The sequence below is a fragment of the Pseudomonas sp. LBUM1655 genome, assembly GCF_059716085.1.
Genome location: NZ_CP166801.1, coordinates 346,276 through 369,141, shown reverse-complemented (window position 1 = coordinate 369,141; position 22,866 = coordinate 346,276). Strand labels below are relative to the sequence as shown.

Annotated in this window: 22 protein-coding genes, 1 tRNA gene and 1 pseudogene; 17 read left to right on the top strand and 7 right to left on the bottom strand. The window is 59.8% G+C overall.

Features of this window, described 5'->3' with window-relative positions:
- Positions 1-2: 2 nt before the first annotated feature.
- Together ACA074_RS01670 and ACA074_RS01665 are read left to right on the top strand one after the other, a co-directional pair.
- Positions 3-779, top strand: a complete 777-nt coding sequence (locus ACA074_RS01670) for a divergent polysaccharide deacetylase family protein (RefSeq protein WP_497678329.1) — start codon at positions 3-5, stop codon at positions 777-779.
- A gap of 119 nt (positions 780-898) precedes the next feature.
- A complete protein-coding gene (locus tag ACA074_RS01665; RefSeq protein ID WP_497678328.1) occupies positions 899-2,272 on the top strand; it encodes a Vps62-related protein in 1,374 nt (457 codons plus the stop codon).
- On the opposite strand, the gene ACA074_RS01660 is transcribed toward ACA074_RS01665, so the two are convergent.
- The 7 genes from ACA074_RS01660 to ACA074_RS01630 all read right to left on the bottom strand — a co-directional run bounded on the left by ACA074_RS01660 (position 2,253) and on the right by ACA074_RS01630 (position 8,070).
- Entirely contained in the window at positions 2,253-3,008 is a 756-nt protein-coding gene (locus tag ACA074_RS01660) for a substrate-binding periplasmic protein (RefSeq protein WP_497678327.1), read from the bottom strand. The genes ACA074_RS01665 and ACA074_RS01660 overlap by 20 nt on opposite strands.
- 73 nt (positions 3,009-3,081) lie before the next feature.
- Positions 3,082-3,852 carry an imidazole glycerol phosphate synthase subunit HisF gene (gene hisF / locus ACA074_RS01655; RefSeq protein ID WP_007897430.1) on the bottom strand — a complete coding sequence of 257 codons (771 nt, stop codon included), beginning with the start codon at positions 3,850-3,852 and terminating at the stop codon, positions 3,082-3,084.
- Positions 3,853-3,861: 9 nt separating this feature from the next.
- Complete coding sequence (gene hisA / locus ACA074_RS01650; RefSeq protein WP_331693569.1) at positions 3,862-4,599, bottom strand: 1-(5-phosphoribosyl)-5-[(5-phosphoribosylamino)methylideneamino]imidazole-4-carboxamide isomerase; 738 nt, start codon at positions 4,597-4,599, stop codon at positions 3,862-3,864.
- A 42-nt stretch (positions 4,600-4,641) separates the two neighbouring features.
- Entirely contained in the window at positions 4,642-4,902 is a 261-nt protein-coding gene (locus tag ACA074_RS01645) for a DUF2164 domain-containing protein (protein WP_187678879.1), read from the bottom strand.
- Positions 4,903-5,541: an imidazole glycerol phosphate synthase subunit HisH gene (gene hisH, locus ACA074_RS01640; protein ID WP_187678880.1), complete on the bottom strand. Its 639-nt coding sequence runs from the start codon at positions 5,539-5,541 to the stop codon at positions 4,903-4,905.
- Complete coding sequence (hisB, locus tag ACA074_RS01635; protein WP_042557195.1) at positions 5,541-6,134, bottom strand: imidazoleglycerol-phosphate dehydratase HisB; 594 nt, start codon at positions 6,132-6,134, stop codon at positions 5,541-5,543. Before hisB ends, hisH begins: the two co-directional genes overlap by 1 nt.
- A gap of 271 nt (positions 6,135-6,405) precedes the next feature.
- Positions 6,406-8,070: an OFA family MFS transporter gene (locus ACA074_RS01630; RefSeq protein WP_187678881.1), complete on the bottom strand. Its 1,665-nt coding sequence runs from the start codon at positions 8,068-8,070 to the stop codon at positions 6,406-6,408.
- Between the two features lie 492 nt (positions 8,071-8,562).
- Here ACA074_RS01630 and ACA074_RS01625 point away from each other — a divergent pair, with 492 nt between their 5' ends.
- The 15 genes and pseudogenes from ACA074_RS01625 (at position 8,563) to ACA074_RS01555 (ending at position 22,805) form a co-directional block, all read left to right on the top strand.
- The gene (locus tag ACA074_RS01625) at positions 8,563-10,785 is read left to right on the top strand and encodes an AsmA family protein (protein WP_497678326.1); all 2,223 of its coding nucleotides are present in this window, start codon (positions 8,563-8,565) and stop codon (positions 10,783-10,785) included.
- On the top strand, positions 10,782-11,849 hold the full coding sequence (gene mutY, locus ACA074_RS01620; protein WP_497678325.1) for an A/G-specific adenine glycosylase: 1,068 nt from the start codon (positions 10,782-10,784) through the stop codon (positions 11,847-11,849). The genes ACA074_RS01625 and mutY overlap by 4 nt, the downstream gene beginning before the upstream one ends.
- Positions 11,846-12,118 (top strand): oxidative damage protection protein, encoded by a 273-nt coding sequence (locus tag ACA074_RS01615; protein WP_497616061.1) that lies wholly within the window; start codon positions 11,846-11,848, stop codon positions 12,116-12,118. The genes mutY and ACA074_RS01615 overlap by 4 nt, the downstream gene beginning before the upstream one ends.
- A 102-nt stretch (positions 12,119-12,220) precedes the next feature.
- Positions 12,221-12,296: transfer RNA gene (locus ACA074_RS01610), tRNA-Phe, on the top strand.
- Between the two features lie 408 nt (positions 12,297-12,704).
- Positions 12,705-13,679: a 2,3-diaminopropionate biosynthesis protein SbnA gene (gene sbnA / locus ACA074_RS01605; protein WP_401267767.1), complete on the top strand. Its 975-nt coding sequence runs from the start codon at positions 12,705-12,707 to the stop codon at positions 13,677-13,679.
- 6 nt (positions 13,680-13,685) lie between these two features.
- Entirely contained in the window at positions 13,686-14,717 is a 1,032-nt protein-coding gene (gene sbnB / locus ACA074_RS01600) for a 2,3-diaminopropionate biosynthesis protein SbnB (protein WP_401267764.1), read from the top strand.
- On the top strand, positions 14,711-16,492 hold the full coding sequence (locus ACA074_RS01595; RefSeq protein WP_497678324.1) for an FAD/NAD(P)-binding protein: 1,782 nt from the start codon (positions 14,711-14,713) through the stop codon (positions 16,490-16,492). Before sbnB ends, ACA074_RS01595 begins: the two co-directional genes overlap by 7 nt.
- Complete coding sequence (locus ACA074_RS01590) at positions 16,489-17,103, top strand: glutathione S-transferase family protein (RefSeq protein ID WP_497658493.1); 615 nt, start codon at positions 16,489-16,491, stop codon at positions 17,101-17,103. The genes ACA074_RS01595 and ACA074_RS01590 overlap by 4 nt, the downstream gene beginning before the upstream one ends.
- A gap of 17 nt (positions 17,104-17,120) precedes the next feature.
- Positions 17,121-18,545 carry an L-lactate permease gene (locus ACA074_RS01585; protein WP_497678323.1) on the top strand — a complete coding sequence of 475 codons (1,425 nt, stop codon included), beginning with the start codon at positions 17,121-17,123 and terminating at the stop codon, positions 18,543-18,545.
- Between the two features lie 27 nt (positions 18,546-18,572).
- Positions 18,573-20,051 carry an aminotransferase-like domain-containing protein gene (locus tag ACA074_RS01580; protein ID WP_497678322.1) on the top strand — a complete coding sequence of 493 codons (1,479 nt, stop codon included), beginning with the start codon at positions 18,573-18,575 and terminating at the stop codon, positions 20,049-20,051.
- A 27-nt stretch (positions 20,052-20,078) separates the two neighbouring features.
- Complete coding sequence (locus ACA074_RS01575) at positions 20,079-20,426, top strand: hypothetical protein (protein ID WP_401267750.1); 348 nt, start codon at positions 20,079-20,081, stop codon at positions 20,424-20,426.
- Positions 20,427-20,508: 82 nt separating this feature from the next.
- Positions 20,509-20,739, top strand: a pseudogene (locus tag ACA074_RS01570) (DUF1016 N-terminal domain-containing protein); the annotation flags it as partial.
- Positions 20,740-20,938: 199 nt separating this feature from the next.
- Complete coding sequence (locus tag ACA074_RS01565) at positions 20,939-21,913, top strand: alpha/beta hydrolase family protein (RefSeq protein WP_497678321.1); 975 nt, start codon at positions 20,939-20,941, stop codon at positions 21,911-21,913.
- Between the two features lie 28 nt (positions 21,914-21,941).
- Positions 21,942-22,355, top strand: a complete 414-nt coding sequence (locus ACA074_RS01560; RefSeq protein ID WP_489879692.1) for a hypothetical protein — start codon at positions 21,942-21,944, stop codon at positions 22,353-22,355.
- A 6-nt stretch (positions 22,356-22,361) separates the two neighbouring features.
- A complete protein-coding gene (locus tag ACA074_RS01555) occupies positions 22,362-22,805 on the top strand; it encodes a hypothetical protein (RefSeq protein ID WP_187678893.1) in 444 nt (147 codons plus the stop codon).
- The last annotated feature ends 61 nt before the right edge of the window (positions 22,806-22,866 follow it).

The window sequence follows — 22,866 nt, the reverse complement described above, 5'->3', positions numbered from 1 at the left end:
GGATGGGTTTGCGTTTCCTCTTCGTCCTGTTGTGTTGTATGGCGGGTACTGCCCACGCAGAGCCCGCCAAACCAACACCGCACAAAGCCTACCTGACGCTGATCATCGACGACCTGGGGCAGAACCTGCCCCGGGACCGCCGTGTGCTGGCCCTGCCTGGCCCGGTGACCACGGCGATCATGCCCGACACACCGCACGCCACCGAATTCGCCCGCGAGGCCCATCGCGCCGGCAAGGTCGTCATCCTGCACATGCCGATGGACCCGGCCACCGGTCCGTTTGCCTGGCATCCGGAACTACCCATCGAAGAACTCGAAAAACGCCTCAACGCTGCGTTCAAAAGGGTCCCCTTCACCGCCGGCATCAACAACCACATGGGCAGTCGCATGACTGCGCAACCGGTAGCGATGGCGTGGTTGATGGCGGAATTGCAGCGCCGCCACAAGTTCTTCGTCGACAGCCGCACCAGCGCGCAGACCGTGGCCGCGCAACAGGCGCAGAAGATCGATCTGGCGAGTGTTTCCCGCGATGTATTCCTCGATGACGAGCGCACCGAGGCGGCGATCTTTACCCAGTTGCAGACAGCGATCAGCCTTGCGCACAAACAAGGTTCAGCCGTGATGATCGGACATCCTTATCCACAGACGTTGGCGGTGCTCGAGCGCGAGTTGCCCAAGCTCAAGGCCCAGGGCATCGAGTGGATCGACATCAAGCAGATGATCAGCGTGCGCAGCAATCGCGCCATGGCCGGTCATGGCAAAGACGGCGTGTATCGGTAACACCCGGTCACGAATGTAAATACATAGTTACCGCCAGAGGTCTGGCGCACTTGCTGATAGTGAGACCTGCAACAGGTCGCGACTCCCCTTGAGTCGCCCATCAACTATCAGGACTGACTATGACGACCGATGAACAAATCACTTCGTCTGCCGGGCGAATGAACTCCATAAAAACCGACAACCTGCTGATCAACTTCACGACAGAATTTCTGCGAATCTGGGATACCAGCGGTTTGCAGGCAAAACCTGCAGCCTTCTGGCACCCCACCCCTGCCCCTGATCTGCTGCCAGGCTATTTCCCTCTGGGCGACGTCGCCTCTGTCGGTCACGGCAATATCAACGGCACGCGCGTGGTGGCTGTGGTTTGCGAAGCAGACACACCCAGCACCGATCCCGCCAAGGGCAAGGCGCTGTGTCGCCCCGACGATTACCAGTTGATCTGGAAAGATTCCGGCTCAGGATCGAAAAGAGACCTATCGATCTGGAAACCAATCCCCCCAGACGGCTACGTGGCACTGGGGTCGGTTTGCTCAAGCGACCACGAAAAACCTTCGTTCAACGCGGTCCGTTGTGTCCGTGAGGATCTGGTGATTGCATCGAGCGGCACCGAACCGGTCTGGAACGACAAAAGCAGCGGTGCCCGACAAAGTGTGAGCGTCTGGACTGCCGTACCGCCAGACCCCGCATCGGGTGAGATCCATCTGGCACCGGGCACCTTTACCGGTTTCAGCGGCTACTCAAGGCCGGCCAATGCTCCCGTCTACTCGTTGCGCATGCAGATCCCGCTTCAGGTCAACCCGCAGCCAACAGCACCTGTGCTTTGCGGGGAAACGCCAGCGCTTGCGGAGGCTGCGGACAAGCCCACTTACATCGTTCGACTTCCCTGGTTTGCAGTAAGAGACCCGCAACTCCCTCCCCTTGAGCAGCTACGCCTGTCACCTTGCTATCTTCTGGAACGCACGGATCAGTATGTGCTGGTCGGCCATGGCCACAACACAGACGACCAGAGCAAGACGTTCAGATGGACATCTCCCCGTGCGCAGCGAACTGAAAGCCTGCGCACATTCACCCGCATCACCTCGGTCGAGTTTGGCGCTCAATGGCAAACCAGCCTGCCCAACCCGCTCCTGTTTTCGGCGCGACTGAGCCACGATTTCACCCAATGTGAAATTCACGCCAACGAATGGTTAAACACAGCAGCCATTGACGTGGTCGCTGTCGTGGACAAAAACAGATCCGTGGCGGTTTATCTGAAGCAGAGCGACTACCGGCTAATGCGCGCAGACGGTACGCCGGTGACAGGTGGTTTCAGTTACACCGATGGCGCCAGCCTGCACATCAGCCAGTACACGCCCGCGGAGCCTGAAGTCACTGTCGTTGCGCAACAGGAGCCAGAAGTGGAAATGGAAACACGGACTCCCGGAGCAGACAACGAAGTCATCGCCTCGCCACCGGAGCCAGATTTGCCGAGCGCTACAGATACCGCGCCATGATGTCGTCAACTACACCTTCTTTGCGCAGTTGATCGAGCGCGGCCTGAAGCTTGGCGACAACGTCGTCGGAGACGTCTTTGTTCAGTGCCAGGTACAACTCTGCGCTATTGAAACGCAGCACGGTCTTGAGCCCGGTCACACCATCCTGTCGCGCCAGATATCGGCCGGCAGGATCACCCGTCGCCCACAGGTCGATCTGACCGTTGACCAGCTTCTTCGCATTGTCCTGATCGCGCAGCACCACTACCGGCTTCAGGCCTTGCTTGATCAGCGTCTCGGCAATCGCATCGCCCTTGTAGGCACCGATCTTGTATTTGCGCGCGTCATTGAGGGTTTCGAGGGTGATCTTGCTGTCAGCCTTGGCCAACAAAATCCAGTCGTCGGGGCCGATCGGGCCGACCCATTTGAAGAGTTTCTCGCGATCCGGCAAACGCGCCATCACGAAGGCACCGTAACCGGGATTTTCCAGCGCCAGTTTGTAGACCCGCTCCCAAGGGAAGCGCAGTGTCAGGCTGTAGCTGACACCGGCACGCTGGAACATCTCGCGCACGATGTCGGTCGCAATACCGTTGATGTTCTCGCCCTGGGCGAAGTTTTTGCCGTTCTTCGCCATGTTGTACGGCGGGAAGTTTTCGGTGAGCAGCACCAGATCGGTGTCGGGACTGTTTTCCGCACGGGCCGTGTTGAGCAGCAACACAGAGGCACTGGCGAGAACAAGAAGCAGGCGTTTGATCATGTCGGGCTACCGAAATCCATGGCGTGCCCAAGAGTGCCTTGGGTACGCCATGCTGTCCACTGGCCTGTATGGTTTAGCGCATTACAATCCCACGATGCGCCATATACGCCTTGGCTTCCTGCACGGTGTATTCGCCGAAGTGGAAAATACTCGCCGCCAACACCGCACTGGCGTGACCTTCGAGGATGCCGTCGGCCAGATGCTGCAGGTTGCCGACACCACCGGAAGCGATCACCGGAATGCCCAGTGCATCGCTGATGGCACGGGTCACGCCGAGGTCGAAACCGTTTTTCATGCCGTCCTGATCCATGCTGGTCAGCAGGATCTCACCGGCACCGAGGCCTTCCATTTTCTTTGCCCACTCGACCGCGTCGAGGCCGGTCGGCTTGCGACCGCCGTGGGTGAAGATTTCCCAGCGCGGGGTTTCGCCCGGGCCGGAAACCTTCTTCGCGTCGATGGCGACGACGATGCATTGCGAGCCGAAATGCTGCGCCGCTTCGCCAACGAATTCCGGATTGAACACCGCAGCGGTGTTGATCGAAACCTTATCGGCACCGGCATTGAGCAGATTGCGGATGTCCTGCACGGTACGCACGCCACCGCCGACGGTCAGCGGGATAAACACCTGGCTGGCCATGCGCTCGACGGTATGCAGCGTGGTGTCGCGGCCATCGACGCTGGCGGTGATGTCGAGAAAGGTAATCTCGTCGGCACCCTGCTCGTCATAGCGACGGGCGATTTCCACCGGGTCGCCGGCATCGCGGATGTTCTCGAACTTCACACCTTTGACGACCCGGCCGTTGTCCACGTCCAGGCAAGGGATGATGCGTTTGGCCAGCGCCATGGTCAGTCCTCAGCCTTTGTACGAATCGCAGAAAGCTTGCGCTTCGGCGACATCGAGAGTGCCTTCGTAGATCGCCCGGCCGGTGATCGCGCCGATGATGCCCGGTGCCTTGGCGTCGAGCAGTGACTTGATGTCACCGAGGTTGTGGATGCCGCCGGAAGCGATCACCGGGATCTTCGTGGCCGCCGCCAGCGCGGCGGTGAACGGCACGTTGCAGCCCTGCATCATGCCGTCTTTGGCGATGTCGGTATAAACGATCGAGGACACACCATCGGCTTCGAACTGCCTGGCCAGATCAATCACCTGCACGGTGCTGATTTCAGCCCAGCCATCAGTAGCGACAAAACCGTCTTTGGCATCCAGACCGACAATGATTTTGCCCGGGAACGCACGGCAGGCTTCAGCCACGAACGCCGGATCTTTCACCGCTTTGGTGCCGATGATCACGTAGCTCACGCCAGCCTTGACGTAGTGCTCGATGGTTTCCAGCGAGCGAATGCCGCCGCCAATCTGGATCGGCAGGGTCGGGTAACGCTTGGCGATGGCCGTGACCACTTCGCCGTTGACCGGCTGGCCTTCGAATGCGCCATTCAGATCGACCAGATGCAGACGACGGCAACCGCCCTCTACCCACTTGGCAGCCATGCTCACCGGGTCATCGGAGAACACTGTGGAATCTTCCATGCGGCCCTGGCGCAGACGTACGCAGGCACCGTCTTTAAGATCGATAGCGGGAATAATCAGCATCTGGCAAACCTTCAAATTTGAATGTTCAGCTTGGCTCGGAAATCAGTTTTTCTCGAGCGCCCACAGGTCACTTTCGATGCTGTCAAACCGCTCCTTGAGGTGGGTCTGCACATCGAAAATCGCCCTGTTGTAATAGTGCGGAGCAATTTCGCGGGTAAACAACTCAAGAATCTCGGCCGCTTCGAATGACCCGAGGTCGAGTTCGAAACGATCTTCCATAAAGCGTTTGATCTTGTGATTGGCCTCGCTCTCCTGCTCGGGAGTGAGGGTCAGGATCGGCGGCTTGGACTTCTTGGCGGCCATTTACCAGCGACCGTCCCACGCGGCGAAGTTCTGCAGCAATTGCAGGCCATGGGTATGGCTCTTCTCCGGGTGGAACTGCACGGCGAAGCGCGAGCCTTCGGCCAGTGCTGCAGCGAAATCGACGCCGTAATGACCGCTGCCCACCACCTGCCGCGCATTGGCGGCGGCGATGTAATAGCTGTGCACAAAGTAGAAACGCGCCATGTCCGGAATGTCATGCCACAGCGGGTGACTCACCGACTGCTTCACTTCGTTCCAGCCCATGTGCGGGACTTTCAGGTGTTCGCCGTCTTCGTGCAGGTCTTTGCCGAAGAACTTCACCGCGCCCGGGAACAGGCCGATGCAGTCGACGCCGTCGTTCTCTTCGCTGGTGTCGAGCAAGGCTTGCATGCCGACACAGATACCGAGGAACGGCCGATCCTGGCTGACTTCACGTACCAGCGAGTCAAAACCGAGGCGACGGATCTCCGCCATGCAATCGCGAATCGCGCCAACGCCGGGGAAGACCACGCGGTCGGCTTCACGGATCACATCCGCATCGCTGGTGATCAGCACCTTGCCGGCACCGACGTGCTCGAGGGCCTTGGCCACCGAGTGCAGGTTGCCCATGCCGTAGTCGATAACTGCAACCGTCTGCATTACAGAACGCCTTTGGTCGATGGCATCTGCCCGGCCATGCGCTCATCCAGCTCCACAGCCATGCGCAGGGCGCGGCCGAAAGCCTTGAACACGGTTTCGATCTGGTGGTGGGTGTTGGTGCCGCGCAGGTTGTCGATGTGCATGCTGACGAGCGCGTGGTTGACGAAGCCCTGGAAGAATTCCTGGAACAGGTCAACGTCGAAGCCGCCCACGGTGGCGCGGGTGTACGGCACATGCATCTGCAAGCCCGGACGACCGGAGAAGTCGATCACCACGCGCGACAGCGCTTCATCGAGCGGCACGTAGGCGTGGCCGTAGCGACGGATGCCTTTCTTGTCGCCGATGGCTTTGGCGAAGGCTTGGCCGAGAGTGATACCGACGTCTTCCACCGTATGGTGGTCGTCGATATGCAGATCGCCCTTGCATTCAATATCCAGGTCGATCAACCCGTGACGGGCGATCTGATCCAGCATGTGCTCAAGAAAAGGAACACCGATATCGAATCGGGCCTTTCCGGTGCCATCAAGGTTGATCGAGGCTTTGATCTGGGTTTCCAGAGTGTCGCGCTCGACAGACGCCTTACGTTCGGCCATCACCAGCTCCGCAAAATCATTGGGCGAAAAAGGCAGCCATTATAGGGGCGCGGGGCCGAAACAGAAACACGCGAGGTGATATGGCAGACGGATAGAACGCCCGGCTGTCGCGGGTAGACATGTCCATACAACTCATTTTGGACACCCCAAAAACAAATGTGGGAGCGAGCCTGCTCGCGAAAGCGGTATATCAGCCAACACTGATGTCGACTGACACTCCGTCTTCGCGAGCAGGCTCGCTCCCACAGGGGTACTGCGTTTTAGCGTTTACTTAGTGAAACAATACCGCCGTTTTCTGCAGGGTCACCCACACACCCCACGCCAACGGAATGCCGACCGCCAGCCACGCAGCGATAGCCAATGGCTTGCTGCCCGGTGCAGCTTTCCACTCCAGAACGGTGCTCGCATCAGCACCTTTGTCATGACCCAGTGCCTGTTCGGCAGCCAGTTCGGCGTCGGTCATGAAGTACTTGTCGGCCACCGGGCGCACCAGCAGGTTGCACAGGAAGCCCAACACCAGCAGGCCTGCCAGGATGTACAGGGTGATGTCGTAAGCGGCGGCGCGTTCAACGCCGATGCTCAGTTGATACTCACGCAGGTAGTTCACCAGCACCGGGCCGAGCACGCCAGCCGCAGCCCAGGCAGTCAGCAGACGACCATGAATCGCACCGACCATCTGCGTGCCGAACAAGTCAGCCAGATATGCCGGAACAGTCGCAAAACCACCGCCGTACATCGACAGAATGATGCAGAACGCCGCCACGAACAGCGCAACGTTGCCCAAGTGGCCAAGGTTCGGGATCAATGCGTACAGGGCAAAACCCAGCGCAAAAAACACGAAGTAGGTGTTTTTACGACCCAGATAGTCCGAGAACGATGCCCAGAAGAACCGGCCACCGATGTTGAACAGGCTTAGCAAACCAGTGAAACCGGCAGCAATCGCGGCAATCGAAGCCAGTTGCCCGGCATCCAGCTGGCCGAACGGCACATCAACACCGAGCAACTTGCCACCGAACACTTCCTGCAACAGTGGCGAAGCCATGCCGAGGATGCCGATACCGGCCGATACGTTCAGGCACAGCACCAGCCACACCAGACGGAATTGCGGAGTTTTCCAAGCCACATTCACGTGCACGTGACGATGAGTGATCATCGAGTTCGACGCTTTTTTCGCCGGTGCAGTCCAGCCCTCAGGCTTCCAGCCGGTAGGCGGCACGCGGTAGGCCAGGGCGCCACCGATCATGAACACAAAGTAGATTGCAGCCATGGCCACAAAGCTTTGCCACACGCCGACACCTTCAGGCGAGGCGAAGTGGCTCATCAGCGCCGTCGCCAACGGCGCACCGACCATCGCGCCACCACCGAAGCCCATGATCGCCATGCCGGTCGCCATGCCGCGCTTGTCCGGGAACCACTTGATCAGGGTCGACACCGGCGAGATGTAGCCCAGACCCAGGCCGATACCACCGATCACGCCGGAGCCGATCCACATCAGCCAGATCTGGTGGGTATAAATCCCCAGCGCCGAGATCAGCAGACCGCCACACCAGCACAATGCCGATACAACACCAGCCTTGCGCGGCCCTGCGTGTTCAAGCCAGCCACCCCAGATCGCGGCCGAGCAGCCGAGAAAGATGAAGAACAGGGTGTAGATCCAGCCGAGCATCGAGATCGGCCAGTCGCATTGCGAAGAGAAGACTTGTGCGATGAAGCTCATGTCCGGCGCGCAGGCTACCGGTTTGGTGACGCCCAGCGCCTTGGACAGTGGCAACCAGAACACCGAAAAGCCGTAGGCCATGCCGATGCACAGGTGGATGGCCAGAGCGGCCGGTGGAACCAGCCAACGGTTGAAACCGGGCTTGGCGATGATGCGCTCCTTGGACAGGAACGCAGGCTGGTCGGCGCGAAGGCCGTCCGCCGTGATGCTCGTGCTCATTGTGTATCCCCCAATTATTAGAATGGTTCGCCAGCCACTGTTCACCCTCGGCCTTATGCACGCAGGCATGACCTTTTTTTGGGTGAAGCTCCTTGAAGGCGCGACGTTAAGTCGCAGAAGGACGGACGAACCGGCGAAGGTTACCATTTGCACGTGACAGAAAAACCAAACTGATATCACCTTTTTTCGTGTCATCTGATCTCCTCCTCTGAAGAAGCAGGGAAACGCCGGGATCTTTTGAACCGGTTTTTTCAAAATCAGAAGATCGTCTCGCCGAGAGACGGGTGAACCAAACGCAGAAAATGGCGTCGCAAGCGAGGCCAGGACTATGCCTGCTGGCGCCTGCGGGGCAGCTTGAGATTCAGGCGCTGGCCGCGAAGTTTCAGGTGCTGCTGACGATAACGGCAACATGACGCCACACCGGACCGGGTCGTTGCAGCGCTATACTCCCCGGCTAAATTACGAATTCGACTAAATTACAAGGACTCGCCCATGAAAGCGTTCGGCAAAATCCTGGGTCTGGTACTTCTCGGGCTGTTGCTGATCATTGTGGCGGCAGGCTTTGCCCTGACCCACCTCTTCGATCCCAACGATTACAAAGACGAGATCCGCCAGATAGCCCGCGACAAGGCCCACATCGAGCTGACGCTCAATGGCGATATCGGCTGGAGCCTGTTCCCGTGGCTCGGCCTGGAACTGCACGAGGCCAGCGTTGCCACCCTGGCCAAGCCTGCCGAACCTTTTGCCGATTTGCAGATGCTCGGCCTGTCCGTGCGCGTGCTGCCGCTGTTGCGCCGCGAAGTGCAGATGAGTGACGTACGTGTCGAAGGTCTGAATCTGCGCCTGAACCGCGACAAGAATGGCCACGGCAACTGGGAAGACATCGGCAAGGTGCCGGTAGCGGCTGGTTCCACGCCACCCGCCACCCCAAGCCAACCGGCCAGCGACACCCCGGTAGCGGTGGAAAAACCGGCCCAGCCGATTCGCCTCGACATCGACAGCCTGACCGTCAACAACGCCCGCGTTGAGTACAACGACGAACTCACCGGCAAGCAGTTCAGCGCCGAGAGCATCCAATTGAGCACCGGCCCGGTGCACGATTCGACCAACATTCCGATCAAGGCCACCGCTTTCCTAGGCACCAATCAGCCGGTATTGCGGGTGCGTACCGAACTCAGCGGCGAACTGCGCTTCGAGCGCGCCCTGCAACGCTACAAGTTCGAAGACATGAAGCTCTCCGGCGAAGTGGCGGGAGATCCGCTGCAAGGCAAGACCATGACCTTCTCAGCCCAAGGGCAAATATTGCTCGATAAAGCCGCGAACGTCGCCGAATGGACTGGCATCAAGATCTCCGCCAATCAATTGCGCGCCTTGGGTGAACTGAAGGCTAACGATCTCGACAAGACTCCGCAGATCACTGGCGGCATCTCGATCGCCCAGTTTGATCTAGCAAAATTCGTCGACAGCATCGGCCAGAAACTGCCAGCCATGGCCGAGGGCAGCCTGAGCAAGGTCGAACTGGTCAGCCGCGTTGCGGCGACGCCGACCAGCGTCGCTTTCGACAACATCAACCTGAAACTCGACGACAGCAGCTTCAGCGGCCGCATCGCCGTCGAAGACTTCGCCAAACAATCGCTGCGGGCGATCCTCAAGGCCGACACCTTCGACGTCGACCGCTACCTGCCGCCGAAATCGGAAAAAGCTACCAGCGCCACGCAAGTGCGTCAGGCCGAAGTCGCCAGCACCGAAGCCGACGCCATGGCCGGCGCAGGTTCCACGCCGCTGCCGGACAAACCGAGCAAAAGCGCCTGGAGCACCGAGCGCCTGCTGCCGGTTGAGCGTTTGGCCAAACTCGACGTCGACGCCGACCTGACCTTCGGCCAGCTGACCCTCGACAAGTTGCCAATCCAGAATGCCGCGCTCAAGGCCACCGGTCAGAGCGGCCTGCTGACCCTGGAGAACCTGCGCGGTGAGTTGTACAACGGCGACTTCGAAGCCAAAGGCACTCTCGACGTGCGCCCAACGGCACCGGTGCTGAACCTGCAAACCCGGATCAACCGCGTGCCGGTGGAAAAAATCCTCGAAAGCCAAGGCAAGACCCCACCGGTCAAAGGTTTGGTGAACCTCACCAGCAACGTTACCGGCAGCGGCAACAGCCAACAGGCGCTGATCGACTCCCTCAACGGCAACGCCAGCTTCGTGATCAACAACGGCGTGTTGCTCAACGCCAACCTTGAGCAGCAACTGTGCAAAGGCATCGCCACGCTCAATCGCAAAACCCTCAGCGGCGAGCCACGGGGCAAGGACACGCCGTTCCAGGAGCTCAAGGGCAACCTGACGTTCCGCAACGGCATCGCCAGCAACCCGGATCTGAAAGTGCGAATCCCGGGCATGACCGTCAACGGTGACGGCGATATCGATTTGCGCGTGCTGGGCATGGATTACCGCGTCGGCATCATCGTCGAAGGCGACACCAGCGCCATGCCGGACCCGGCCTGCCAGGTTGGCGATAAATTCGTCGGTGTCGAGTGGCCGCTGCGCTGCCGCGGCCCGCTGGAGCTGGGCGCCAAAGCCTGCCGCTTGGATAACGAACGCCTTGGCCAGGTCGCAAGCAAACTCGCCGGCGACAAGTTGAGCGAAAAAATCGACGAAAAACTGGGCGACAAGGTCAGCCCGGAACTGAAAAACGCACTGAAGGGGCTGTTCAAGCGATGAGAGCGGAGCAGTTTTCAGAGGCGGTGCTGGATTGGTTCGACCGCCACGGCCGCCACGACTTGCCTTGGCAGCAGGACATCAACCCGTATCGGGTGTGGGTGTCGGAAATCATGTTGCAGCAGACTCAGGTCAGCACTGTGCTCAATTACTTCGACCGCTTCATGGCCGCACTGCCAACGGTCGAAGCGCTGGCAGAGGCGCCAGAAGACGAAGTGCTGCACCTGTGGACGGGCCTGGGCTACTACACCCGCGCGCGCAATTTGCAGAAGACCGCAAAAATCGTCGTCAGCGAGTACGGCGGCGAGTTTCCGCGCGATGTTGAAAAGTTAACGGATCTGCCGGGCATCGGCTTGTCCACCGCGGGCGCCATCGCCAGCATCAGCATGGGCCTGCGCGCGCCGATCCTCGACGGCAACGTCAAACGCGTTCTTGCGCGCTTTACCGCGCAAGAGGGCTACCCCGGCGAGCCGAAGGTCGCCAAACAGCTGTGGGCCAACGCAGAGCGCTTTACGCCGCACGATCGGGTCAACGCCTACACCCAGGCGATGATGGATCTCGGCGCTACGCTGTGCACGCGCAGCAAGCCGAGTTGCCTGCTCTGCCCGCTGGAGCGTGGCTGCGAGGCGCACATGCTCGGCCTGGAAACGCGCTACCCGATTCCCAAGCCGCGCAAGGCTATCCCGCAGAAACGCACGCTGATGCCGATGCTCGCCAATGGCAACGGCGCGATTCTGCTGTATCGCCGCCCATCGACCGGTCTGTGGGGCGGTTTGTGGAGCCTGCCGGAACTTGACGACCTCGACGACTTGCAACATCTCGCCGATCAGCACTCGCTGGCACTGGGCGAGCAGCAGGCGCTGCCGAGCCTCGTCCACACGTTCAGCCACTTCCAGCTGTCCATCGAACCCTGGCTGGTTCAGGTGCAGGAGGCCAGCCATCACGTGGCCGAGGCCGACTGGCTCTGGTATAACCTCGCCACCCCGCCGCGCCTGGGCCTCGCCGCCCCGGTCAAAACCTTGCTCGAACGCGCGGCCGCCGTATTGAATGCAGGAGAGTCGACATGACCCGCACCGTAATGTGCCGCAAGTACCACGAAGAACTGCCAGCCCTGGATCGCGCTCCTTTCCCGGGCACAAAAGGTCAGGATATTTTTGACAACGTCTCCGCCAAGGCCTGGGCCGACTGGCAGAAACACCAGACCCTGCTGATCAACGAAAAGCGCCTGAACATGATGAACGCCGAAGATCGTAAATTTCTGCAGGGCGAAATGGACAAGTACTTCTCCGGCGAGGAATACGCCCAGGCCGAAGGCTACGTTCCGCCTGCCGAGTAACCCCGAGAAATCGGGGGCGGATCGTAAGCGACGGAATTAATTTAAGAAATTTTAAAAAAGTCGTTGACGAGAATCCGAAAAACCCTTTTAATGCGCCCCGTTGCCCAGATAGCTCAGTCGGTAGAGCAGGGGATTGAAAATCCCCGTGTCGGCGGTTCGATTCCGTCTCTGGGCACCAAATACCGAAAACCCTGAATCGCAAGATTCAGGGTTTTTTTATGCCTGCGATTTAATCCCCCCGCCTTCTCCCCCTTCTCCCGGTACACCCCAACCCCCGCTGTACTGGAAAAAACCCGAAATCTGTATCTCTCCCCGTGTAGGAAAATTCGCCAGTATTTCTCCAAGCCTTGGCGAGCCAATGACTGGCTCTACTTTGCGCCCCGCAAAACTCTGGGCTCCTGAAGCCCTCAGAGCGCAATACCTGATTTTTTGAATAGATCGGCGTCCACCGCAAGGTCACTTCCCGTCCAGCTAAAAAATCTGAAAACAGACCCAACAGGCGAACTGCATTTACTGCTTTTCAAACATTCCAGGATGAATGCTGGCGCCCCCGTGCGCCCGGCAATAGAGACGAAACGGACGACGTATGATCAAGCAACTTATCAATGAAGACAGTTATGTGCAGATTGGGGATCTTTGCAGCGCGACGATCCAACTGAAAATCGAAGGGCTGAATCCTGCCGGATCGATAAAACTCAAAACCGCGCACGCCCTCGTTACGGATCTGGAAAACCAGGGCCGGATTTCCCATAAAACCCGACTGGTCGAGTCTTCGTCGGGCAATCTGGGGGTCGCGCTGGCCATGGTCTGCGCTGCCAAGGGCTACAAGTTTGTCTGTGTGATCGATCCGAATATCTCTGCGCCGAACAGGAAGCTCATGCAGGCACTGGGTGCCGAGATGATCATGGTTGATCAGCGTGACGAAAACGGCGGTTACCTGAATTCACGTATTCGTTTGATCGAGCAAATGGTCGCGGAAAACCCCGACTACATCTGGCTCAATCAATACAAGAATCCAACCAATCCCTTCGCCCACTATCAAGCCACGGCCAAGTCCATCGCCCGTAAGTTTGCGCACGTGGATTACTTGTTTGTCGGCGCCGGCACGACCGGCACGCTGATGGGCTGCAAGAACTACTTCGCCGAACATCATCCGCACACCAAAGTCATCGCCGTCGATACCGTCGGCTCGGTCACGTTCGGTTTGCCGGGAGGAACGCGACATATTCCGGGGCTCGGCACCAGCCGCCTGCCGGAGATATTCGAGCCGTCCGGTATTCACGACTTCCTGTCGATTCCCGAGGAGCAGACGATCAAGGTCTGCCGCTGGCTGGCGCAACGCTACGGCCTGCTCTTCGGCGGCTCCACCGGCACTGTCCTCGCCGGCATCCAGCAGTGGGCGCCGCACATTCGTCCCGACGATGTCGTTGTGGCGATCTCACCGGACATGGGTGAGCGCTACCTCGAAACCATCTATTCCGACGACTGGGTTTCCCAGCGCATCGGCGCAGCAGCGCTGCATCCCCTTTTCCCAGAAATCGCTCTGGCACTTTCGGCGTAATCCCCAATGACCACTCAAACTTCGATTCAACCGTTCCACGTCATTCCCGGTGCAGTCGTGAAGGACATCCTCAACGGACTTCGTCAGGAAGCCATCGAGATCGTCGCGCAGACTTACCTCACCCATGAACGTGGCGAGACCGTTAACCCCGACAGTTACTTCCTGCGTTTTCCGGCGGAGCCGGCGAACCGGATCATTGCCCTGCCGGCGGCGATCGTCGATAGCGAGGGTGATCAATCGGTCTCCGGGATCAAGTGGATTGCCAGCTATCCCGACAACATCAAGTCGGGTATCCCGCGCGCTTCGGCGGTGCTGATCCTCAACGATCCGGACACCGGTTATCCCTACGCCTTACTGGAAGGTGCGTTGATCAGTGCTGTGCGCACGGCGGCGTCGGCGGTGCTCGGCGCCTGGTGGCTCAATGGCCAAAGTCGCAGCGCTCCAAAGCTGTCGATCATTGGTGGCGGGGTGATCTCGCGCAACATCCTTGAGACGTTCATCGCCGACGATTGGTCTTTCGATAGCGTTGGCATTCACGATCTCAACGCAGAATCAGCTCAGGCGCTGTCGGCATTCGGCAAGCAACTCGGATTACCGGATGTGCAACAGTTGTCGCTGCAGGACGCACTGACCGCCGACATCGTGGTATTCGCTACCAGCGCCGGCGAGCCCTATGTCAAAGGCAGCGGGACATTCCGCCCAGGGCAGATTGTGTTGAATATCTCGCTGCGTGATATCGGCGCAGAAATCATCGAGGAAAGTTACAACTACTTCGACGACGTGACCCATTGCCTGAAGGCCAATACATCGCCGCATCTGGCCGAGCAAAAGTACGGTCATCGCGAGTTCGTCACCGGCACCGTGGCGCAATTGATTCGCGGCGATCTGCAAGTCGCCACAGACAAACCGCTGATCTATTCGCCGTTCGGCATGGGCATTCTCGATCTGGCGATTGGCCGGATGATCCACGACATCGCGGTCAAGGACGGCTCGGCGGTCGCCATCCCGTCCTTCTTCGGGGAGGAGCGCAGATGGTGAATTCGCCTCTGCACATCGGCCTGGTCGGCTGCGGATCGCGCGGGCTGTCGATTTTCGAACGCCTGTTGAGCCTTGCTGAAGAGCGCCCGGAGCAACACGTCGTGATCGACATCTTCGATCCCAATGTGCTCGGTAGCGGCGCGCACTGGCCAAACCAACCGGACTACCTGCTGCTCAACACCGTTGCCGGTCAGCTCGGGGTATTTCCGGACGCGGCGGCATTCGGCAACCTTGCGGATGCACGGGAACGATCGGGACCGGACTTCCTGACGTGGTGCCGCGCGCAGCGGCTCAAGGTCGATCCGGACAGCGGTTTGCTCGCCGCCAATGGACGCGATGTCGAGCCAGAGGACTTCCTGCCGCGCTACTTGCTCGGCGCTTACCTGGCCGACGCCTTTGCGCGAATCCTCGCCACCGCTCCTCATTGGGTGACGGTGAATCTGCATCAGCACGCCGTCACGGCTGTTGAGCGCAACGAGGGTTCTCATTACGTTCTGAAAACCGCTTCAGGTGCTGCGGTGACGGTGGATCGGCTGATCCTGACGGTCGGCCACACCGGTCGCCTGCAAACGGCTGATCACCAACGCGTTGAGAACATCTATCCACTGCCCGGCAGCCTCGACACCATCGAGCCCGGCGAGACCGTACTGATCGAAGGGCTGGGGCTGGGCGCAATGGACACCTTGGCGGCCCTCACCTCTGGACGAGGCGGACACTACAAGCGGATGGCCGACGCCAGTCACGCCTATGAACCCTCAGGTCAGGAGCCGGTGATCTTTATCCAGTCACGGGACGGGCTGCCGTTTCGAACCCGTCCCAATGGTCTGATAGAAAATCCTCGCCACCACGCCGTGCTGCTGACGAGTGCGCGCATCGAAGCCTTGCGGGCAAATGCACAACACCGGCAGCTGGATTTCGAGCAGGACATCCTGCCGCTCATGCTGCTTGAGATGCGGGCGGCGGCCGTGGCCGTGGTACTTGGCGAATCAGGGCGGGAGCAGGTGCTGGCAAAGCTCAGAGCCGTCAGTGTTGCGGGCAATCCCGGTGTTGTCGCTTGCGAGGCGCTGCTGCGCGATTACGAAGCGACCGGCGGCTCCATCAACCCGCTAGCGCTGATCTGGCACGCACTGCCCGACGACGTGACGCCTTACAACTATCACGCCTGGATCTACGACACGATCGAAGCCGACCTGCACGAATCGCGGCTTGGGCGTGGGGAATCGGCGATCAAAGCGGCCATCGAGGTCTGGCGCGATCTGCGTGACCGACTGCGCGAAGCCGTGGATTTCGACGGGCTGACCGACGCCTCGCATCGCCAGTTCTACGGCCGTTGGCACAAGGCGATCAACCGCCTCGTTGCCGGCCCGCAGAAAGAGCGCCACGCCGACCTGCTCGCCCTGTGTGACGCAGGCCTGCTGACGTTTCTCAAACCCGGCTCACGACCGGCGATAGACAACTTCCGGCGTATCGCCGGTTATGTCCAGGGCAGTGGCGTGAACAACAGCGACTGTGCACCGGTACGCGATCTGGCGCGCCTGGGTCTTATCCGCCCGAGAACCAACGAGCCGGGCATCGACGGCATCGACGTCGACGCGGCGTGCCACCCCAAATCGGTTTCGGGCGAACCGGTACGCAACATCTGGGTACTCGGCCCGCTCGCCGAAGGCTCTTGCTACTACAACCACTACGTCACTTCGGCGGGTGCGCCCTCGCGTCTGTTCATGGACGCTCATCGCGCGGCCACTGCAATCCTTGAGGCAGGTACTCCAGCATGAAACTTTTCTACCAGACGCATTCGCCCTACGCCCGCAAAGTACTGGTGCTGGCTCACGAACTCGGAATGGCTTCGAACCTGGAAGTCATCCACCACGAGACCAGCCCGACGTCGCCGAACGCGGTCATCTACAAGGCCAACCCGCTAGGTAAAGTCCCGGTGCTGATGCTGCCCGACGACACGGCGCTGTTCGACTCCATCGTGATTTGTGAATACCTCGACGACCTGAGTGACGGGCCGAAACTCATCCCGGCAAGCGGCCCCGAGCGCTATAAGGCGCTGCGCCTTCAGGCCTTGGCGCAGGGCATGTGCGATGTCGGCATCAAGCTGCGCTGGGAAGTCGAGCGTCGCCCGGAGGCCTTGCGCTATCCGGCCTACGCCGACGGTCAGGCTTTCAAACTCAAAGAGGCTTACCGCTTCATCGAAGAACATGTCGACCTCAATGGCCCGATCACTATCGGCCACGTTGCCCTGGCGACCGCGCTCGACTGGATCGCCTTTCGCCAGTTATCGGACTTTTCCGCTCAAGCACGCCTGACCGAGTGGTATCAGACTTTTTGTGAGCGCGCTTCCATGCGGGCGACCGAGTACAGCGGGCAGACTCACGATTAAGTTAAGGAAAACTGTGTATGAGCTCTCTCTTGTTGCAAATGTCACCCATCGCTCTGGTCATCGCATTGATCCTGATCGTCCGCCGGCCGCCGGTACAAGCCGCGCTGGCGGGTGTGGTGCTGGTGCTGGTGCTGTGGGCACTGGGCGCGGCCGGACCTGTGTCCGCCGCGATCACCTCGGCGATCTTTCAGGACACCACGATCCTGTTTCTCAGCACCGCGTGCGTGATCGTACCGGGGCTGGCCTTCGTCATTCTGGTTGAGCGCGGAGGTGCACCGCAGGCCATCGGCGCCTGGGTCAAGGAGCTCGGCTGGACGCCACCGGCACAAGTCATCTTCATCGTGCTGGGCCTGGCGCCACTGCTCGAAGCAATGACCGGTTTCGGCGTCTCGCTGATCGCTACCGTGCCCTTGCTCATGGGCCTGTTCACCCGCCAGTCGGGGATGAAAATTGCCTTGGCCGGCATGGTCATCATGCCGTGGGGCACCTTGGGTCTGGCCACGGTGATTGGCGCGTTGCTGGCGCATTTACCGGCGCAAACCCTTGGCAGTCATTCAGCGCTGATCAGCGCGCCGGTGTTCCTCTGCCTGGCCGCCATCGCCATGTGGCAGGGCGGCATCCGCACTGTTACGCCGTGGCTTGGGCTGATCGTGGTGACGGCATTGTTCGTCGCGGTACTGTTTTCCATCAACCTGTGGATCGGCCCGGAAGTTTCCGGTGTGCTGGCCGGTCTCGCCGTGGCCTGCGTGGGTCTGGGCATCTCATACGCGCAACGCAAGAAACTGGTGCGTTGGCCGAGCGCGGCATGGCCCTATCTGGCCTTGCTGGGGGTGATCGTGGCGTCGCGCGGGTTGTTTGTGCTGTCGGGCTGGGATGCGCTGTGGATCATCAAGGGCGAGCACGTTTCATGGAAGCCTTTGGCATCCCCGGGCCTGGCGCTACTGATCGTCACCCTGCTGATGGCCATCAAACAAAGCACCGCAGCGGGTTTCCCCTGGCGTGCGCTGTTCAACCGGGCGAAGTTTCCGGTCACGACGATTTTCCTGTTCCTGCTGCTTTCTCAGGTGATGGTCAATGCCGGATTCCTCGTCGAGGCGCAGCGCACGCTGCAATCACTGTCGGGGCTTTCCCTGGCGCCAACGATCGCCTTGCTGGCGGGTATCGCCGGTTACGTCACCGGTTCCAACGTCGGCGGCAACACCCTCGTCATGCCGTCCATTGCCGCCCTGACCAGCGAACACGGCGCGTGGCTGGCCGCGATGGTCAACAGTGCCGCCGGGCATGGTGCGCTGGGATCGCTGTCGATTCTGTCGCTGATCACCGGGCTGGCAGGCGCCAATCGGCATGAAGAGAACAACCTGATCCGATTCGCCTTCGGCCTGGTCGCCCTCAACATCGTCATAGTTGCTGCAACGGGAGTCGTTTTGCTCTACTTTCTCTGAATTGTTTCGAGAAATAACAGAGAACTTATGGACAGGTTTGATTTACCGGACAAACGCTGGCGGATCGTCAAGGACTGGATTATTCGTCAGATCGAAAGTGGTGATTGGGCAGCCGAAACAAAACTGCCCTCGATCCGCACCCTGGCACGAATGTTTGAAACCAGCATCACCACCGTTCAGCGCGCCTTGGCTGATCTGGAAGCCGATGCCTATGTTTCGACCAAACCCCGAATCGGCTATTTTGTTTCGGCCTCGGGACACGCAAAACCCGCCAGTGGTTTCGATTTCTCAAGCGTCACCGTCAACGTCAATCATGCGGTGGTCGCGATGCTCTCCCAAGCCGCCTCGCGCACCACCGCGTCGTTGAACTCGGCCGTCCTGCACAGCGACCTCACGCCGAATGTGCTCCTCAACAAATGCCTTTCAGTGCTGGCCGGCAAGGCTGACAACTCGCTGACAGGACTCGTCGCGCCACCCGGCCTGCCGGCGCTGCGACGGCGCATCGCCGGGCTGATGCTGACCCGCGGCGTAGTCTGCGGGCCGGACGATATCCTCGTGACCTCGGGCGACACCATTGCCCTGGAACTGGCCCTCGAAGCCGTCGCGCCAAAAGGCGCTACGGTGGCAATCGAAACCCCGACCTATTACGGCATCTTGCAGACCATCGAACGCCTGGGCATGCGCGCCTTGCCGATCCGCACGCACGGCAGACTGGGCCTGGACGTGGATCATCTCGAAGAAGCGCTGAAGCTGAAAAAGGTCGCGGTGATCTTTCTCAACCCAACGCTGCAGAATCCCCGTGGTTTCATCATGCCCGACGAGACGCGCGCACGGCTTTCGCAAATCGCACGCGAAGCTGACGTGCCGATTATCGAGGACGACATTTTCTTCGATCTGGTGCCAGAAGCGGACCGCCCGCGCGCCATAAAGAGCTACGACACCAGCGGGCAGACGATCTACTGCTCGTCATTCTCCAAGACCATTGCGCCAGGTTATCGCGTGGGCTGGTGCCTGGCCGGCAAATACCGCAATGCCATTCTGGCGCAAATGTTTTCGCGCAACCTGGCGGTATCGAGCCTTGCGCAAAACGTTCTCAACGAATTTATCGGGCGCGGCTACATGGAAGAACACTGCGCCAGGCTCCGCTCGCAACTGTCTTCGCTGGCGAGCTTTGTCGAAGCACTGGTGCGCACGGACTTCCCCACGGGAACCGTGTACGTGCCACCGCGCGGAGGCTTCATCCACTGGATCGAACTGCCCGGGCACACCGACATGCCGGCACTGCAACAGTTGGCCTCCGAACGCGGTTGCCACGTGGCCGGCAGCGGGATCTTTTTCGCCGACGGCCATGCAACCACAGGCGTGCGCATCTGTCTTGGCACAGCGCTGACCCCGGGGGTGATCGAGATCTTGAAGGTGATTGCCGAGTGTGCGCACCTCGCCGGGCGACCGCCAACAACGCAAGGCCAATTGACTCAACAACGAGAAGAGCCAGCAGTTTCCTGACCGTACAAGGACGCTCGCAGAATTGCCATGAATCAGAAACGAACCCGCATCCCCCTGCCCCACCCGCCACCGTATCGCCAGAGCCGTGCGACCTTCTGGCTGACCGTGTTCGTTGGCGTGCTGATTGCCTTCGCTATCAGTGCATCGATTTATACGTTGATCGAAAACTGGATCAGCGGCTCGATCACCACAACCAACCGCGGCCCGAAGGACACCTATACCCTGGCCCTACAACCACGGCGATTTTGGATAGAGTTCGTGTCGCAGTGCATAGGTACCGTGTTTCTGCTGCTGATTGGCGTGTTCGGGTTGTGGATTTATCGCAAAGTGCAGGCGCCTGCGGAGAAGCCGAAGGGCAAGCGCACGCGACGCTAATCAGATCGGATTGACGTAGTCCACAGGCAGCAGAACGGTGTCCAGCGCGGCGTCTACGGGCAGGGATACGACTGTGATCAGGGGGTATGGCAAGCAGTTACTGCCGACACTGGCGAAAGAGCTGACGGCTCAATTCGGGAAGGGCTTTGATGCCTCCAACCTTCGGTACATGCGCCTGTTTTATCAAGCATTTCCAATTCGTGACGCACTGCGTCTCGAATTGAGCTGGACCCACTATCGCAGGCTCCTGCGGGTCGAAAACGACAAGGCACGTCAGTGGTACATGGATGAATGCGCGACCCTCAATCTCAGTGAGGGCGACAAGCCGACCGTCGGGATCACTTTGTGCGCGCAGGACAACGAGGCGGTCGCGCGTTACTCGATCTTCAAAGGTAATGAGTAACTGTTCGCCAGCAGCTAAAAAACGGTGCTCCCAACTGTGGAAGAACTGCGGATTGTCCCTTGGGCGTACCGAGATTATTGTTGGCAGCTACCCGCGAAGGTCGAACGCCATGAGTTTTCAGGACACGCCCGAATTGGCAGATGTGCAGCAAACGTCGTCATCGGCAGCGCAGTTAGAAGGTGAACCCATCAAGGAAACAGCCGCCGACGGTTTTGTCCTTGGCGGTTTCACCTGGCGGCATGCCCTGCCCGATATCCAGCGCCCGGTGGTGATCATCAACGCGGCCACGTCGGTACGCTGTCGTCATTACTCGCGGTTCGCCGCTTATCTGTTTGCCAATGGCTTCGATGTCATCACTTACGACTACCGTGGCATCGGCGAATCGCGTCCCGGCTCAATGAAAGGGTTGCACGCTTCGTGGACAGACTGGGGCGCACTGGATTTCGAAGCGATGCTCAAACGCGCGCAACGGGAATTTCCCGGTCAACCGATCGATGTGGTCGGGCATAGTTTTGGTGGCTGCGCGGCAGGCTTGGGCGAGTCAGGAAAGGTTATCCGACGGTTGGTAACGGTCGGCGCGCAGTTCGCCTACTGGCGCGATTACGCACCCGAACAGCGCTGGCGCATGTTCGGCAAATGGCATGTGCTGATGCCGCTGCTGACGCTGATCTGCGGCTACTTCCCTGGTAAACGTCTCGGCTGGCTGGAAGACACGCCGGCAGGCGTTGTACGCGACTGGAGCACGCCCTCGCCGCGTTATGAAGGGCGGCCAAGCGGCCGGGTGATGCTGGCGAAAACCGGGCATCTGCCCTTCTCAAACCTGCGTGCGCAAACCTTGGCGATCAGCATCAGCGACGATCCATACGGCACAATTGCGGCCATCGAACGCCTGCTCAATTACTTCAGCAACGCCTCGAAAACCCATCTGCGCATCGAACCGCAGGACGTTGGCGAGCAACAAGTCGGACATTTCGCCTTTTTTCGCAGCGCATACCAAGCCACACTATGGCCCATCGCTCTGACCTGGCTGCAAACCGGCGAACTGGCCCCCGACACACCCGGGCGGCAAGTACCGCGCAGCTGAGCCCCTCCAACGCACGACGGAACACATCATGGCCTCCGCCAACAAGCAGCAAAAACGCGCCGCCCGGGCCAAAACCAAGGCCAAGCAGAACCGCACCAAACGTGCCGAAGCGCCGGTCGAGCTGGACCCGAACGATGATCGCATCGACTTCGAATCGGTGGACCTGACCGAACTGTTCAAGAAAATGATCGACGCCGAGAAGATCAGCCAACAAGCCCTGTGCACCGCGTTCCTCGAAGACCCGTTGCTTGAATTGGTCTATGAACAGGAAGGCGAAGAAGGCGCGATGGATTTCATCCTCGCCGCACTGATCGAGTATCGCCAGTGGTCGCAGGAAACCGACGAGGCAGGTGCCTTGGCGTGGATTGAATCCCCGGCCTTCCAGGCCGACTATGTGGCGGCCTCCGACGCGATCGCTGCACAAACCCAACAGAAGAACTGAGTTCCCATGGCATCCCTGAACAAGCAACAGAAACGCGCCAAACGCGCCAAGGCCAAAGCCAAGCAAATCCGTATGGTCGGCCGCAAACCGCTGGATCAGGACGACGACCTCGGCCACCTCGCCGAGCCGATCCCGGAATACACCCTGGCGATGTTCAGCAAAATGCGCGACGCCGAAGCTGTCAGCCGTAACGAGATGCTGCTGACACTGCTGCGTGAACTGGCGTTCATCATCGTCGATCACCCTGAACTGCTGGACATGGAAAACGCCGAAAACGAAGGCATGGCCGCCACCCACCTGGCCGCCGACATGCTGATCGACTACCGCATGTGGGCCGACGGCATGGACATCGAGACCGCCCAGGCCTGGCTGAGCGAACCGCAGTTCATCACTGACTTCGGGATTGCGCTGGATACTTACGGCAAGTCGCAGGAAGAGAAGAGCGAATAAACACCGCTCACAAATAAAAACGGCCGCTCGTCATCACTGACAGCGGCCGTTTTGCATTACG